This is a genomic window from Paenibacillus thermotolerans (assembly GCF_028745515.1).
Classification (GTDB): domain Bacteria; phylum Bacillota; class Bacilli; order Paenibacillales; family YIM-B00363; genus Paenibacillus_AE; species Paenibacillus_AE thermotolerans.
Genome location: NZ_JAQZSG010000007.1, coordinates 124,364 through 140,409, shown reverse-complemented (window position 1 = coordinate 140,409; position 16,046 = coordinate 124,364). Strand labels below are relative to the sequence as shown.

At 49.9% G+C, this 16,046-nt stretch carries 12 protein-coding genes; 2 read left to right on the top strand and 10 right to left on the bottom strand.

Translation table 11 applies throughout. The annotated features are described in order from the left end of the window. Positions 1–13: 13 nt before the first annotated feature. From PT964_RS08410 to PT964_RS08395, 4 genes are all read right to left on the bottom strand, one after another. Complete coding sequence (locus PT964_RS08410; RefSeq protein ID WP_274362900.1) at positions 14–1,975, bottom strand: ABC transporter substrate-binding protein; 1,962 nt, start codon at positions 1,973–1,975, stop codon at positions 14–16. Between the two features lie 119 nt (positions 1,976–2,094). After that, positions 2,095–3,591, bottom strand: coding sequence for a response regulator (locus PT964_RS08405; RefSeq protein WP_274362899.1), 1,497 nt, complete (start codon positions 3,589–3,591; stop codon positions 2,095–2,097). A 2-nt stretch (positions 3,592–3,593) separates the two neighbouring features. After that, entirely contained in the window at positions 3,594–5,231 is a 1,638-nt protein-coding gene (locus PT964_RS08400) for a sensor histidine kinase (protein WP_274362898.1), read from the bottom strand. A 274-nt stretch (positions 5,232–5,505) separates the two neighbouring features. Continuing rightward, positions 5,506–6,522, bottom strand: coding sequence for an SDR family oxidoreductase (locus PT964_RS08395; RefSeq protein ID WP_274362897.1), 1,017 nt, complete (start codon positions 6,520–6,522; stop codon positions 5,506–5,508). A 154-nt stretch (positions 6,523–6,676) separates the two neighbouring features. On the opposite strand from PT964_RS08395, the gene PT964_RS08390 reads away from it, so the two are divergent. After that, a complete protein-coding gene (locus PT964_RS08390; RefSeq protein ID WP_274362896.1) occupies positions 6,677–7,285 on the top strand; it encodes a DUF421 domain-containing protein in 609 nt (202 codons plus the stop codon). Between the two features lie 93 nt (positions 7,286–7,378). Here the strand turns inward: PT964_RS08390 and PT964_RS08385 are convergent, their stop codons facing one another. Both PT964_RS08385 and PT964_RS08380 read right to left on the bottom strand, forming a co-directional pair. Further along, complete coding sequence (locus PT964_RS08385) at positions 7,379–9,604, bottom strand: ATP-dependent helicase (protein ID WP_274362942.1); 2,226 nt, start codon at positions 9,602–9,604, stop codon at positions 7,379–7,381. A 28-nt stretch (positions 9,605–9,632) separates the two neighbouring features. Further along, complete coding sequence (locus PT964_RS08380; protein ID WP_274362895.1) at positions 9,633–10,208, bottom strand: hypothetical protein; 576 nt, start codon at positions 10,206–10,208, stop codon at positions 9,633–9,635. A gap of 275 nt (positions 10,209–10,483) precedes the next feature. Here PT964_RS08380 and PT964_RS08375 point away from each other — a divergent pair, with 275 nt between their 5' ends. Beyond that, positions 10,484–11,764: an MFS transporter gene (locus PT964_RS08375; protein WP_274362894.1), complete on the top strand. Its 1,281-nt coding sequence runs from the start codon at positions 10,484–10,486 to the stop codon at positions 11,762–11,764. A gap of 52 nt (positions 11,765–11,816) precedes the next feature. Here the strand turns inward: PT964_RS08375 and PT964_RS08370 are convergent, their stop codons facing one another. Genes PT964_RS08370 through PT964_RS08355 form a run of 4 tightly spaced genes read right to left on the bottom strand, consistent with a single transcriptional unit; the run spans position 11,817 to position 15,994 of the window. Further along, entirely contained in the window at positions 11,817–13,418 is a 1,602-nt protein-coding gene (locus PT964_RS08370) for an extracellular solute-binding protein (RefSeq protein WP_274362893.1), read from the bottom strand. Positions 13,419–13,461: 43 nt separating this feature from the next. Further along, positions 13,462–14,355: a carbohydrate ABC transporter permease gene (locus PT964_RS08365; protein WP_274362892.1), complete on the bottom strand. Its 894-nt coding sequence runs from the start codon at positions 14,353–14,355 to the stop codon at positions 13,462–13,464. After that, the gene (locus tag PT964_RS08360) at positions 14,349–15,260 is read right to left on the bottom strand and encodes an ABC transporter permease (RefSeq protein ID WP_274362891.1); all 912 of its coding nucleotides are present in this window, start codon (positions 15,258–15,260) and stop codon (positions 14,349–14,351) included. Before PT964_RS08360 ends, PT964_RS08365 begins: the two co-directional genes overlap by 7 nt. Next, complete coding sequence (locus PT964_RS08355) at positions 15,257–15,994, bottom strand: HAD family hydrolase (RefSeq protein ID WP_274362890.1); 738 nt, start codon at positions 15,992–15,994, stop codon at positions 15,257–15,259. The genes PT964_RS08360 and PT964_RS08355 overlap by 4 nt, the downstream gene beginning before the upstream one ends. Positions 15,995–16,046 lie beyond the last annotated feature (52 nt).

Below are 16,046 nucleotides of genomic sequence, written 5' to 3'. Positions count from 1 at the left end.
TCGAACCGTGTGCTTATCTGCCGGTCGGCTTCAGATGCGGCGTGTAGTACTTAAACTGCGACCACCACCACCACGGCCCTTCGAATGCGTTCTCGGACGTTTGGAATCCTTCCCAGTAATACGTATCTACAGGGACGAATTTCGACGTTCCGAACATCGGCAGGAACGGTATGCCTTTGACGAATTCCTTGTTGATTTCCGTAATTTTTTCGATAACCGCCGGATCGTCGCCTTTCATACCGTTCAATTCGTCCAGCAGCGCACTTACTTGATCGTTCGCCCAGCGGTTGCGGTTGCCCGGCGCCTGCTCGCCGATCGGCACAATATATTGCTTATGCCAGCCTTGCATATTGGCCGTCGTATCCGGAATCAATCCGCACGCAGGCCAATAGGAGCCTACTTCAAAGCTGCCTGTGGACTCGCTGTCCCAGAACGTCGCTCCGTCCATTTGCTGCACATTGACGTCTACACCGTTCTTTCTCCAGCTGTCGGCTACGGCGAACGCAAGACGCATGGATTCGACCTCGAAGTTTGCTGGCGCGTTGATCGTGATCGTGAACGGTTTGCCGTCCGGCTTCAGCCAGCGGTCGCCGTCCTTCTTGAAGCCATGCTTCTCAAGCAATTCGGCGGCTTTATCCGGGTCGTATTTCCACCAGCCTACGCCGAACGTATTGACGATTTCTTCGTTGTCCGTCGGCAAGCCTTCGACGCCTTGCTGCTTGAGAACCTCAACGATGTCTTGGGCGTAAGAGTCGTCAAACGGTTTATACCCGTCGGCCAATTGGAACTCTTTCAACCAGTCCAGCATCGGTTTGTGGTACGTTTCTTGAAGCACCTGGATCGGCGGCAATTGAATCGGGGATACCCGCAGCATGCCTCCGAACGTTCCCATAGAGACGTTCTTAATATCGGTCATAAGCGCGAGGGCCCAACGAACATCCTCGATGTTGAAAGGATCCTTCGCAACGTTGAACGACATGCCCCGTTCGCAAGGATCGTCCATCGTTGCGTAAGGGAAGTTGTCGTACCAAGCTTTCGCGTATTCGTTCTTTTGCTTTAAAATATCCCAGCTTTCAGGCGTGATATCCTGCAAAATATCCATATCGTGCTGGATGGCGGCCATAATCCGCTTCTCTTCCGGCCCGAAATATTTAAATAGAATATATTTCGGTCCGGGCTCGCCTACCAGCTTGCCGACCGTACTGTTCTGCCAATCTTCGCGTTTCTCGTAGAGATACCAGTTTCCTTGCGGATCGCGCTTTGTTAACTTATACGGGCCGACTCCGACAGGATCCGTAAATTTAAACTGGGTAGGATCTTCGTTTTCCCAAATGTGCTTCGGCATAATCCGGAAGCTTTGCCCCCAGATGACGACGCCGAGCTTTTGGGAAAGCCGCGTCTCCGGTTTTACGGTTTCAACCTCGATCGTGAAATCGTCCGTTGCCTTCATGCTTTTGACGATGCTTGAGAAATATCCGCTGTACCCGAGCTCCGTATTTTCCAAAATCATGTTCGCCGTAAATTCTACGTCTTTCGCGGTGAACGGCTGGCCGTCGGACCAGGTGAGCCCATCTTGAACCTTAAAGCGGAATTTGGTATTCGTATCGTCGAGCGGCTCCGGGAACGTTGCCGCCAGCTCGGGAAATTGCTCCCCCTTCAGCGTATCGATTTCCCACAGGTGCGAGAAAATCAGCTGGTGCAATCCGCTATCCATCGAAACAGCGCCCGGCACATAAGGATTCATCCGGTTAGGGTCCGGACTTCCGCCGTTTAAGATGTCTACGATCAGCGTTTCGCTGCGGGGGGTGCCGACATCGGTCATTTTCCCGCTTCCCGCTTTCGTTCCCGTCCCTTCGCCGGAGCTGTCGCCGCCGGCCGTCTCATTCCCCTTTGAGCCGCCGCCCCCGCCGGTACAAGCCGTAAACAACAATGCCATAATCAGAACGAGGGGTGTAAGCCTTTTCAATTTTCTCATTCCCTTTCCTCCTTTGCTGGAATTACCCCGATTGTAGCAAGATGGGAAATTGAAAAATTGGAATAATATTTGATTTCTTTCAAAATAATTTGAAAGTGTAAACGTTAACATAAAAGCCGTTAAAAAGCCCTCTGATAATCTTTCGGACTCATATGTTCAATGCTTTTAAACACGGTGCTAAAGTAGGCTGCATCTTGAAAACCGACCATTTCCGCAACTTGGTACACCTTTAAATCCTTTTGCTTTAAAAATTCCTTCGCCATACGTACCCGAACTTGATTCAGGTATTCGCTGAATGACAAGCCCGTGTATTTCTTAAATTGCGAGCTGAAATACCAAGGGTTTAAATAAACCGTGTCCGACACTGTTTTCAGGGAAAGATCCTCCATATAATGTCTTTCGATATACCGTAATGCGGCTTGAATATAGTGCGGGTTATGCTCCTCATCGTTCATGCACATCATCATGGACATGGAATAATGTTTAAGCCAGCCGATCAGCTCTCTGAACGTTTGAAAGCCGCTTATCCGATCTACATAGTTGTCCTCGCTTCCCGTTTCCAGCTCCATTCGGTGCTCCCTAAGCTCATGCTCCAAATAAGCAAATTCGCTCAACAGCTCTCGCTTTACTCTCGCAGGATCCAGGTACGCGTCCAATTGCTGCAGTTTTAGCATGTTCGCTTCGATGTATTGGTGCATTCGGTTATGATCCGCGCCGACGATACAACGCCCCACCGTTTTCCCGGAGAAATAATCTTGAATCGAAATTTTTTTTTGCCGCTCCATCTTTTCGGCATAGGCTGTCTCGTCAAGAACGACAAAGTGTTCGTTAAACCGTAAGAAATCCAGCATTTGCTTGCAAGCGGCGAAGGACTGCCCCAACCCGTCCGGCCGATGCGTTACCCATGCTAAAGCAATAAATACCGATTGGCCGTATTTGGTCAAGGAATGACGGAACTCGTACAGCTTCTGTTTAAGCGCCGTCATATTGCCCGGCTTTCGAAACAGAACGACGAGGGTATCTTCCAATACAATCGTAAAGATCGATTCGGAGCACATTCCCCAACGGTTTGCAAGCTGAAGCAGCGAATGCTCGATCGCCGGGTCATAATAATCCTTTGCCTCGATTGCCGCCAGAGCTGTCTCCGAATCCGCAGCCCAATCTGCCGGCATTTCTCTTTTTCCTTTGAGAGAAAGCTCGAGCTGAAGGCGGATTGTCGCTTTTTCCGTCTCTCTCCCCTTCTCTATTGCCTTTTCCTCGATTTTTGCAAGCAGGTCGATAATCGTTTGGTAATGGCATGGCTTCAGCAAATAGTCGAACGCGCCCTTCTTCATCGCTTGCCTTACATAATCGAAATCCGCGTGTCCGCTTAAAATAATGACGGATATATCCGGGAAACTATGATTGATCTCCTCCGTAAGCGCAATGCCGTCCATCTCGGGCATTCTGACATCCGTCACCACAACGTCCACATGCTTCGTACGAAGCACCTGCAGCGCTTCCGTACCGCTTTGGACCATGTCCACGATTTCGTAGTGCGGACAATGCTTCTTCAGAATGTGCCGCAACCCGTTCAAAACCGACTTTTCATCATCGACAAGCAATAGGTTTAGCATCGTTACCCCTCCATCACGATCTCTTTTCTCGACCGAGCCGAAAGACCTTCTGTTTCTTCCTTCCATTGGACGGTGTAATCTTCCGTTAAAAAATTCGTGTTTTTATTCAACCGGACGGAAACCTTCGTGCCTTGTCCCACCTCGCTTTCTATGGAAACGCCGTAATTTTCGCCGAAAATGTATCGAATCCGCTGATGAACCAAGCGAATGCCGATTCCCGTTTCTTCGCCCTTGCTATGGGAATCTTCATATAACGAACGCACTTTCTCCTCCGGAATCCCCGTACCGTTATCAATGACTTGAAACCATAGATCGTCTTGATCGCTGTATCCCTTAATGCAAATCGTTCCGCCGATTTTCATATTCTTAAAAGCGTATTTAATCGCATTTTCTACCAGCGGCTGAATCAACAGTTTGGGAATTTTTACGTCCAATACATCCTTCTCGATCTCAAACCTGTATTCTAGCTTGTCTTCAAATCTCATGCTTTGTATTTTTAAATAGTTTTCAAGCTGGTTCATATCCTCCCTTACGGAAACGAATTCGTTCTTATGAGAAATGGAATAGCGCAATATGTTGGACAACGCCAAGATCGCCTCGCCGATTTCCTCCTCGTCCTTCATGACCGACATCCAGTAAATCATGTCAAGCGTATTATAGAGAAAATGAGGATCGAGCTTCGATTGAAGATTGACGATTTCCGATTTGCGGTAATGCAGCTGTTGATAATATACCGTCTTAATCAGGGTGTTCACCCGTTCCACCATAGAATTGAAGTGATGAATGATGACGCTGAATTCGTCGTCGCCGTGATTGCCGATGATGACATCCAATTTGCCGTTCTGAATATGTTCCATACCCTTCATCAGCTTTTTCATAGGCTTTAATATGATGCGGGCCGTAGCCGTAACGAATGCGAGTATGGCAATGAAGATCAGCAGCTCCATGAATAAAAAAATACGGTTTACTTGATTGACCTTGTTTACCGTTTCGTTCTGAGGGATCACTCCGATCAGCTTCCAGCTTCCGCCCTCCAATTCATACTCCAGTTTGGAGCCGTTCATCTGATATAAGGACGCTTCATTCTTGCTTACCCATTCCCTGTCTTGGGCAAATGCGATCATTTGATCTTTTACCAGATATACGGTTCCGCTTTCACCCAGCTTTACTTCGTCCAATTGTTTGTAGAACACCTCATTTACATCGATACGAAGCAGCCCGAGCAGCTCCCCGTTGTCATGGATGAATGAAATCACGCTGACCTGGAACGGTTCGGATTGAGCAAGCCAAACGGTCTCCTCCGAATTATGACGTGAAAAATCTGTCATTAGCTTTCCGGCAGCCGCGTCCATCTGAAACATCGGAACCGAGTAGAAAATATTCATCGGCGGCCGGTTGACCGGGAAAATAATAATGTTGTCCATCGTGTCCAAGTTAGGGCTCCGGAGCACTTGATTGCTAATTCGATATTTCGCCACGTTGTAATTCAACTTTTGGGCCTTTAAGTCTTTCAAATTATTTTTAATCACTTGATTATTGCGGATCGCCTCTACATTTTCGGTAAACTGTTCGTTCTGCAGCTCCACCCTTTTTCCGATTTGGCGTATCGTTTCCTGGAAATTCGTATTTGTTTGTTCCAAAATAATCGCGCCGATCCAGCGCTGAAAAACGCCTACCTGCAAAATAAGGACGATACAGGTGATAACGAGAAAAATAAATATAAATTTGTGTTTGAGGGACCTGATCCTAAGCCATCTGAACATCCGGCATCCATTCCGTTCGAAGGTTTCCGCAGCGGGCGGTTATAACTACTTACTGTGTTCCCCACCCGAATTCCTTTGTCGAAAAAGCACTATTTTTGCGGAATAAACAAACCTCCCAAGCAGCACTCGCCGCCGGGAGGTCTTTATTTAACTATTCACGAATGCTTTCTAGCGCCCTTTGCAGCGAGTCTATGACCTTATCGCACCAATGGTCGAATTCTTCGTCTTCCTTTTGATACTCGGGATTTGACAATATGTGCCCCACCGTTCGCTTGATCCCTTGATCGAAGCGGACCGTTGCCACGAAATCGGGGACGAGCCGCTTCAGCTTGGAATTGTCGAATACGACGGAATTCGCCTTATCGCCTATAAGCCCGCCGCGGTAATCCTGCGTACTGCAAGCTGCCAAAAACTCCGAAGGGACATGGACTGCGTTCAGCTTTACCCCAAGCGCGTCGGCAATCGCCTGATAGATTTGATTCCATGTGAGCGATTCGTCCGAAGTGATATGTACGGATTCCCCAATCGCGTGAATATTGCCCATTAGCCCGATAAAGCCCTTCGCAAAGTCGCTGTTGTGCGTCATCGTCCACAAGGACGTTCCGTCGCCGTGAATGATGACCGGCTTCCCTTCCAGCATCCGCTTGGCTACTTGCCACGAGCCGTTCTTTCCGTGAACGCCGAGCGGAATGGAACGCTCATCGTACGTATGGCTCGGACGCACGATCGTAGTCGGGAAGCCGTGCTCCCGGTATTGCTTGATCAAGTATTCTTCGCAAGCGATTTTATTTCTCGAATACTCCCAATACGGATTCGCCAGCGGCGTGCTTTCCGTAATCCGGTAATCGGACAGCGGCTTTTGGTAAGCGGACGCGGAGCTGATGAAGATGAATTGCTTCGTTCTGCCGTGAAACAGGCGGAAGTCTCTTTCCAACTGTGCAGGATGAAAGGCGATAAAATCCGCAACGACATCAAAGCTTAGCTCCCGGATGAGCTCCGCCACATGCGCTTCGTCGTTAATATCCGCTTGGATCACTTTGACGTTTGCTGGTAAACCGACATTTTGGGTACCCCGATTCAGCAAATACAGCTCGCAGCCTTGTTCCGATAATTGCTTTGTGATGGCGGAACTGATCGTCCCCGTGCCGCCGATAAAAAGCGCTTTCATTTTCCCACCTCCATAAGAAATAAAAGAGAGTTCCCTATTATATATTCCTTAAGCCTGAATTTTCTCCTTCCTTACTCCCTAAGACGTTTAAATAACATGACGAGGGGAGAGTATGATTTAATACGACATTTATTCTTGAAAGCTGGGAGCACTAATGAATTTAGATTTTATTTGGCAATCGTTGGTTATTATGACGGTAGGCTTCATCTTATTGCGAATTGCAGGCAAAAAAACCATTTCGGAAATGACCGGGCTTGAAATCGTCACTATGCTGGCCATCGCTTCCGTCATCGCACATGCCATAGCCGAGAAAGGGCTGTGGAAGACCATTGTGACTTTGTGCATATTTGTCGGGCTTTTGCTGACCGTTCAATATCTTTCGTTAAAATTCAATTGGCTCGAAAAATGGTTCATCGGAAAATCGACGCGCGTCATTCAGGATGGGGAAATACTTACGGACAATTTGAAAAAGCTGCGCATGACGGTCGATCAATTGGAAGCGAAACTAAGGGAGAAAGGGATTACCTCGTATCGCGACCTGAAGAACGCCACGGTCGAGATGAACGGGCAACTCGGATACGAATGGATGAAGCATGCGAAGCCCGTTACGTGGGGAGATTTCGAGAAGCTCCTGGCAGCCATGCATTTGCCGCAGCCGCCCAAACAACAGCAGCAACAGCAGCAACAGCAACAGAATGGAAACATCTTTTATGAGATCGAGCATCAAACCCATCAATCGCAGATTCCGAAAGAGTTGGATTGAGTGTTTCGATTCGGCGGCGTTAGTACCAACTTTTGGTGCTAACGCCCAGTCCGGCGAACGCTAACGCGGCGTCTATCACCGACAGCAACTGTTTCAGCCTTCCGGCTCCAACAGCCCCATCTCCAAGCAGGTTCCGATCGATAACACTTTTATCCCGGTTACAAACTTGATGTGCACCTGATCCTCGCCCATATCTACGATACTCCCCGTGCCAAACACTCTATGCTTCACCGTCATCCCCGTCTCCAGCGCCGCACGACTAACGATCGCATTCGGATTGTACGGAATGTCGGCCGCTGTTTTGCGTTGTTTCGTATGGCGTTTCGAAGCCGGCCCCTTCTCAGGCTCACTCCGCTGATTCCGCTGCTTCGGCGGATTCATGATTTCCCTTACGGCCGTAACGAACCGCGATTCCTTCGCGCTCTCCCCATCCCGCTCCCGATAAACGATAAGCTCCAAATGCTTCTTCGCCCTCGTCATGCCGACATAAAATAAACGTGCCGCCTCCTCCATCAAGTCGATACGATCCGAATCGTCCGAAGACGGTAGGATGCCTTCTACAAGATCGATCATATATACTCTTTCAAACTCCAAGCCTTTGGAGCTGTGCATCGTAGAGAAGGTTACCGCCTGCTGCCCTCTTCTGGTCTTCGCAGAAGTAAGGACCGATTCCAAGTGCTTGAGACGGTTCGCAAACTCCTCCATCGTCGGCAGCGTGTCGGCGATTTCTTCCAGCGTATTGAGGATGCCGATCAAGTATTCCTTGCGGTAGCCCATACGCTCGCACGTTTTTTCAAGAGCTTTCTCGTATCCGAGCCGATCCCGGATGACACGGATCGCATGAAGCGGCGGCATCCCGTTCATTTGGCGGAACGTCTCTTTGGCATCGGTAAGCGGTTTCACTTGATAATCCTGCAGTGGAACATAGTTCAATAAATTATCGAAGACCGACTCGTTATTTCGAATTTCATGCAATGCCGCCATTTGCTGCTTGGAGATGTAGCCGTTGAATTTTAAATGAATCTTTTCCAAAATATCCGTGCGCTTGTCGGTGAACGTCATTCGCATGAAGTTCAGTACGTCCTCGACGACCCAATGCGAAAAAAAGCGGTTATCCGCATCCTTCATATAAAACGGAATGCCCGCACGGTCAAACTCGTTCATCAAGGCTATCGAGGATGAATTGTTCCGGTACAGCACAGCGACCTCCCGGAGGTTCTCAACACCTTGGATTTCCTTCACCAAATACTTGGCTTGGTTGCGGTAATCCGCGAAGCTTTTGATTCGGATCGGCCCGGCCGGCGGATTGTTCGTGAACATATTTTTGTTGTAGCGGTTTTTATTTCTTTGGATGAACCGGTTTGCGACATGCACAATATCGCTGGAAGAGCGGTAATTTTGCTCCATGTACAAAGTGACGGCGTTCGGATAAACGGTCTTGAAGTTCAGCAAATAGGACGGCTCCGCGCCGCTCCAGCTGTATAAGCTTTGGTCGTCGTCGGCAACGACGCAAAGATTGCGGTGATGACGGACCAGCTTCTCGATAATCGCATGCTGCACCATCGATGTGTCCTGGCTCTCGTCGGTAAGCACATAATCGTACCGGCCTTGATACTTCTGAAGAAATGTCCGATCGTTCGTTAACGCACGCTCGCAGAGGGTCAGCATATCGTCAAAATCAAGCAGCAGCTTCCCGTTGCCGCTATGTTGTTTAAAAGTCTCGTATTCACGCAAAATCCGCTCTGCTTTCGGCACTTCCACATGAACGGACGGCCATTTTTCGGGTGGAATCATTTTATTTTTGATGAAGCTGATATAAGTGGTCAGGTCATCCAATTGATCGTCCGTGATGTTTTCTCCGACGATCGTTTTAAACAGGCTGCGCAAAATCGTCTTCTTATGGAACGGAACATGCCCCGAGCGGCCGCTTTCTTGCGCTTCCGAATCGATCTCTCCCTCAATAATGTCAAAAGAGGTGTTCGCAGTACGCAGGTAATCCCGCACCACTTCGAATGCAAAGCTGTGTATGGTAGAGAAGTCGACCGGCTGAAGCTGTGGAAAAAATCGCTTGAACCGCTCCTTCATATCGCCCGCCGATGCGCGGCTAAAAGTAACTGCCTTTATGCGGGACGGGTCGATCCGTTTCTCTTCAATCAAATATCCGATTCGCATAATCATTGTCGTCGTTTTTCCGGAACCGGGCGAAGCCAGCAATAGCAACGGTCCTTCCGTGTGAAGCACCGCTTGCCGTTGGACATCGTTCAAAGCGACACCCAATTCTTTCTTCTTATGTGCAAAAAAATTTTCTTTCACAAGCATTACCAAATACCCTTTCACTCGATCGGTTTCACGGATTGCGGGGTTCGCCGCTTTCTGCGGAAACAGAATTCGAACGTTCGGCATCCGCAATCACTACTTTTAGTTTTGACTCAAGATAGGTTCCTATAAACCATACAGACGCGGCCCCCGTCACCCAAAGAAACACCAGGATGAGCATTCCCCACCAATTTAAATAGAACAGCAACGCCCCAAATATGAGTTCGCATAACACAATGAAAAACGCATTCCCGTGCTCCCGCAAATGTTTGTAGGATTCAACGTATTCATTTACTTGGGAGAGCTGTTTTCTTTTGGCCCGGCTGCCGCTTAAGCTCAGGTAATATTTAAAGACGCTTCCTTTGTGAGCCAAGCCTCTAATCGCATGAAGCAGCAGTACGGGGCCGCTCGCTATATAACAGTACGCTAAACCGATCAGCCCGTATATCCAAAGATGGATCGGTTCCCAAGGGATGCCCGGTTGTTTCGAATTTCCGATGCCGGACTCGATGATCGTTAGTATTAAGCTGTGTACTTGCGATTCCCGGTGGAGCACAAGAAAGATGACAATGATTGTCCCTACAACCGTCCCCACAAAATACCGCACAAGGTAAAACTCCCACCATCGGAAATTCGAGTCGGCATTCACTTCGTCACACCTCACCAAGCATCAATTAGTATTCTAGTTACTAACATAGCAGATCAATATAAAATCCACTAGCTTTAATGTGGAAACCTTTTTTGCGTGCCGTACGCAAAACTTTGCGTTGAGCCTCTCAATCTATGCGCCCAAGCACCCGATGTTTGCGCGTAATCGTGGTCTGCCCTCCTATATGATGGGTTTATCCAAAAAAATGACCACGAAAGGTGCTGTTGTCGTTCATGTCACATCATCATCAAATGCAAGCTCAGGCTCATAGCCCGAGCATGCGCACGCTGTTTGCAAACCGTTTCGTTCAAGCGTTGCTGCTCTCCGGTCTGTTCCTGCAGTTAGGCATCTGGATCCGGAACTTCGCGATCCTGCTCTTCGTCACGGAACAGACGAATAAGGACCCTGTTGCGATCTCTCTCATCTCGGTAGCGGAATTCGCTCCGATCTTTCTGTTCTCGTTCATCGGCGGCGCCTTCGCCGACCGCTGGAGACCGAAGAGAACGATGGTGCTCTGCGATTTGCTAAGCGCCGTATCCGTATTCGTCGTGCTGCTTACGCTCGTATACGGCGGGTGGAAAGCGATCTTTTTCGCCACATTGGTTTCTTCCGTCTTGTCTCAGTTCTCGCAGCCTTCAAGCATGAAGCTTTTCAAGCTGCACGTGCCGGAATCGTTAATGCAAGCCGGCATGTCGATGTACCAAACGATGATGGCGATTTTCATGGTGTTAGGTCCGATGCTCGGTACGCTCGTTTATTTCCGATTCGGCATTGACGTCGCCGTAGCTATTATGGGGATCTGCTTCCTGCTCTCCGCTGCCGTGCTTTCTTTCTTGCCGGCCGACAGAAAATCGGAAACCGATGCAGCACCGGCTACGAATGTCAGTCAAGAGATGAAGATGGGGCTCCGTTACGTACTGTCCAACAAAATCTTCGTTTATATGGGCGGCTTCTTCCTGGCCGGAGGACTTGGGCTCGGATTAATTAATCCGCTTGGCATATTTCTCGTAACGGAGAAGCTCGGCTTAACCGAAGAGCACTTGCAATGGTTTACGGCCGCAAACGGAGCGGGGATGATTCTCGGCGGAATCGCCGCAATGGCTCTCTCGAAGAGCATGACGTCGCAGAAAATGCTGTTTATCGGATTTTTCTTCAACGCCCTCGCCGTATCGATTCTTAGCATGACCGATTTGGCATGGCTGGCGCTCGTCTCCATGTTTATTTCGGGATTGATGGTGCCGCTCATTCATATTTCGTGCAATACGCTGATTCTGAGCAACGCGGAGGAAGCATACGTAGGCAGAGTGAACGGCATCCTCAATCCGTTGTTCATGGGCGGTATGGTGCTCACGATGAGCTTGGTCGGCGTATTGAAAGCGTCTCTTCCGCTCAGCGCCCTTTACCTGATGGCTTCGACATTATTTGTGATCGGCTCCATAGGCGTGTTGCCGCTGCTGCGGCTGCGCCTCAAGCACAATCAGCCGATGTCGGCGTCCGGCGCAATGCACCATTAATCAAACAAAAGCCTGCACGCCGCTAACGGCATGCAGGCTTTTGCTTAGCTCCTTATTCAAACATCGGCTTCGACTTATCGGTTTGAAGCTCGTTCACTTCTTCAATGAGCTTCGCGCCGCCGGCTTCCTCCCATTTCTTCAACTGATTCATCCAATCCTGCTTCGTCAATTTGTGGTTGATCGCCAAGCCTTCGACCGTAGATTTCATAATGTCCTCGTACAGCTTGGTGCCTTCCTTCATCTCGAACGGGCTGACGATCGTGCGGTCCCGGTAATCGGGATATTGGACTTGAACGTACTCGTCGAATTTTTGCTTGTACGGTTCGAACTTGTCGCCGAATTCGTTAAGCTCGAAGCCGTTTTTGATCAAATCCCAGTTTTGCATCGCTTCATTGTAAGGCGTGATCGTCAGGAACGGCTCGATTTGCGGCTTCTGGTATGCAGGATCACGATCGGCGTCCAGGATGTCTTCTTTCTGTCCGTCGGCGGATACCGTATACGTCTTGCCCTCGATGCCGTATCTGCGCAGATCGTACCCTTCCGTCAGCTGCCAGTTCAGGAAGCGGAATATGCCTTCCGGATCCTTCGCCTTCGACGAAATATATATGCCGCGGTCGATCGGTACGATGGTGCGAATGCCGCCTTCCTCCCCGTTAAACCCGGCCAGCGGGGACATCAGGCCGATCTTGGCGTCCGGATTCATCTTCCTCATGTCGCCGAGCAGCGTGAGATAATCCGAGTAGTTGTTCGGGAAGACGGCTGTCTTGCCCGACAAAAACTTTTCCCGTACTTTCTGATGATCCTGGACGACTCCGAAATCGGGATCCAGCAAGCCTTGCTTGCTCAAGTCTTGCAGCCATACGTTAAAGTTAATCCACTTGTCGTTCGCGAACTGCGGAATGAGCTTGTTCGGGTCTTCCGGAGACGGTTCCCAGCCGTCATGGCTCGTACCGAAGGAAGTAGCCAGCTCCTTCAAATACCAGCGTGTTCCGACGGAAAGCGGAATCGTATCGTTGCTGCCGTTGCCGTCCGGATCGCTGTTCTTGATAACTTCCAAAGCCGCAACCAGCTCTTCCAGCGTCTTCGGCTCGGGAATGTTCAGCTTCTCGAACCAATCCTGGCGGTACATCAGCATGAACGGAACGTACGGGCTGACCGGGTTGGGGATGAAATAAATGTCGCCGTTCTCGTCGGTGACCATATCCCAAAGGTATTGCGGAAGCGCCTCTTTGATGGCCGGATACTTGTCCAAATAGTCGTTGATTTTCAGGAACGCCCCTTGCTGCTGAGCTTCTAGGAAGACGGAGTTCGTAGGGCCGCTGCCCCACAGCACGTCCGGAAGATCGCCGGAAGCGAGGATGGCGTTTACTTTCGGGTTATACTCTTTGACTGGAATGATTTGCGCTTCGATTTCGACATTGCCCTGCTTGAACAATTCTTTCTCGTACGGGCCGCCCTTTTGATACGTTGCGGGACCCCAAACGGGACGCAAGTAGGAAAACTTGGCCGGCTCTGCGGCTGCGGCCGGAGCTTCCTTCGGGTCGGACGACGCCGGTTCGGCGGCGTTGTTGGCGGCGGAGCCGGCGCAGCCCGCTACAAATCCCGCGAGCATGGCGGTTGCCAACATGGTGCTTGCCTGCTTGAGAAATCTCATCTTTTCTCTACACTCCTATACTCTTTTTTTTATGATCAGCTTTTCAGCCTTTCACTGAACCTAGGAAAATCCCTTTGACGAAATACTTTTGCAAGAACGGGTACACGAGCAAAATCGGCACCATTGCAAAAATGATCGTGGCGGCTTTAATATTTTCAGGCGTGACAACCGCCTTCTCCGCCGACAACGCATCGTTGATCGACCCCATATTCATCATGTTCTGATCGATGATGATCGACCGCAGCACAACCTGAAGCGGCCATTTGGAGTTATCGCTGATGAAGAACAGGCCGTTGAAATAATCGTTCCAGTGCCCGACCGCGTAAAAGAGGCCGACCGTCGCCAAAGCGGACTTAGACAGCGGAAGCACGATGCTCCACAATACCCGTAAATCGGAGGCTCCGTCCATGTAGGCCGATTCCTCCATTTCCTGCGGTATGGACCAGAAAAAATTGCGCATGAGTATAAAATTGAACGGCGAGACAAGTCCGGGAATGATCAGCACCCATAACGAATTCAACATCCCCAAATCTTTATAAAGAATATATTGCGGGATCAGCCCCGCTCCGATCAGCATCGGGATAATGATGAGCCACATGAAAAACTTATGGCCGGGAACCCTCGTTTTGGACAAGCCGTAAGCCGCGGCTGTCGTAAACACCATGTTGAGCAGCGTTCCGGCTGCGGTGACGAACACCGTAATGGCGAACGAATTGATAAGTACGGGCGTCGAAAAAATGTACTTGTACGCTTCTACGGTGAATGCCCCGGGAACGATCATCAACGGATTGGCGGTGATCGTATGCGCCTCGCTGAACGATTTGGCCAAGACGTTCAACATCGGGTACAGAGTGATCGCGGACAGCAGCATGTGAATGACAATGATGACGGTTTGCGCCCACAACGGGTTATCGTCCAAGCTGCGCTTGATTACCACAGCGATCTCCCCTCCCACTTCTTCACGATGGCGTTGGCGATAATGATCAGCGCCATGCCGATCGCTCCTTTGAACAAACCTACGGCCGTCGCCACTTCGTAGTTCGCGTCAAGCAATCCGATTCTGTACACGTACGTATCGATGATGTCGGCTACATCCAGGACGGCAGGATTATACAGCATAAAAATTTGATCGAAGCCGGCATCCAGCAAATGGCCGATATCCAGAACAAGCAATAAGAGGATCGTCGGTCTTAAGCCCGGCAGCGTAACATGCCAAATCTGGCGAAGCTTAGAGGCTCCGTCCACTTTCGCCGCTTCGTATAGATGGGGATCGATTCCCGCCAAAGCCGCCAAATAAATGATCGCGCCCCAGCCGAACTCTTTCAGAATACCGGTTACGACAAGTATGGAACGAAAGGAATCCGGATCGGTCAAAAAGTTGACGCGTTCCATGCCGAAGCTTGCAAGAACACTATTAATGATTCCGGCCGGCCCGATAAAATTAAGAATGATGCCGGAGAACACCACCCAAGATAAAAAATGCGGGAAATAGGTGATGGTCTGAACCGATCGCTTGAACCACATCAATCTCAATTCGTTGAGCAAAAGCGCGAACAAAATCGGAACCGGAAATCCGGCGATTAACCGGTACAAATGGATGACGACCGTATTTTCGATCACCTGCAAAAACTTCTCCGACGAAAAAATGTAGCCGAAGTGCTCGAACCCGACCCACGGACTTTCCCAAATCCCTTTAAACACTTGAAAATCTTTAAATGCGATTTGCAAGCCATAGAACGGAACATAAGCAAATAAGATGAAGTACGCGATCGCCGGCAAAAACAAAGCATATAGCAGCCTGTTTCTCCAAATCTGCTTCCACAAGCCTGTGTTTCCGCTCATAGAACCACTCTCCGTATGACATCGGCTACCCCGTCTTCGACATTGCTGGGGGCGATCAGCTTGGCCGCCCGTTTCACCGGCTCTTGTGCATTGCCCATCGCGACTCCAAGATCGGCGAATCGAAGCATCGGGATATCGTTCAGTCCGTCGCCGATGCACACGGTTTCGGACCTGTCTATATGCAGCAGCTTGCATATTTCCGCAAGCCCGGTCGCCTTGCTCACTCCCATCGGGTTGCACTCTACGTTCGTAACGTGCGAACTGCTAAGCTCAAATACGTTCCAAGCATGCAGCTCCCGTCTGATTTCCTCCAGCAGCTCCGGTTTTTCGGAACGCAAGGCAAACTGCAGCCAAGTATGCCCTCCGGTTTGTTGCGGTTTGTTTTCCTTCTCAATAAGCCCTTCCGCCGTATGCGCCCAGAACGCGACATCTTCATCGTACTTCTCAAGGAATGCGAATATCCGGCCAACATGCTCGGCAGGAATCTCACGTCTTGCGTAGAGGACATCCGGCGTCCTCCATACTTCGCTTCCGTTATTCGCGACGATCGGTCCGTTCAAACGCAGCTTCTCGGCATACGGCCTTATTTCGCGGATCGGCCGGCCGGTAGCGAGAATGACCGCTGCGCCTGCTTTGATCGCGTCATTGACGGCTTCGGCATTCGCATCGGAAATTTGCTTGTCATTGCCGAGCAATGTTCCGTCCAAATCTAGAGCAACTAACTTATAGCGCATGGGAACCTCCTATGTTTTCATCGACAAAGATGATTTACCGCCGTCCCCGCCT

Bases quoted from the DNA above. Each gene is read 5' to 3' on its own strand.
- PT964_RS08410 (WP_274362900.1), bottom strand. From the start codon at position 1,975: ATGAGAAAATTGAAAAGGCTTACACCCCTCGTTCTGATTATGGCATTG.
- PT964_RS08405 (WP_274362899.1), bottom strand. From the start codon at position 3,591: ATGCTAAACCTATTGCTTGTCGATGATGAAAAGTCGGTTTTGAACGGG.
- PT964_RS08395 (WP_274362897.1), bottom strand. From the start codon at position 6,522: ATGAAAGCGCTTTTTATCGGCGGCACGGGGACGATCAGTTCCGCCATC.
- PT964_RS08390 (WP_274362896.1), top strand. From the start codon at position 6,677: ATGAATTTAGATTTTATTTGGCAATCGTTGGTTATTATGACGGTAGGC.
- PT964_RS08385 (WP_274362942.1), bottom strand. From the start codon at position 9,604: ATGCTTGTGAAAGAAAATTTTTTTGCACATAAGAAGAAAGAATTGGGT.
- PT964_RS08375 (WP_274362894.1), top strand. From the start codon at position 10,484: ATGTCACATCATCATCAAATGCAAGCTCAGGCTCATAGCCCGAGCATG.
- PT964_RS08370 (WP_274362893.1), bottom strand. From the start codon at position 13,418: ATGAGATTTCTCAAGCAGGCAAGCACCATGTTGGCAACCGCCATGCTC.
- PT964_RS08360 (WP_274362891.1), bottom strand. From the start codon at position 15,260: ATGAGCGGAAACACAGGCTTGTGGAAGCAGATTTGGAGAAACAGGCTG.
- PT964_RS08355 (WP_274362890.1), bottom strand. From the start codon at position 15,994: ATGCGCTATAAGTTAGTTGCTCTAGATTTGGACGGAACATTGCTCGGC.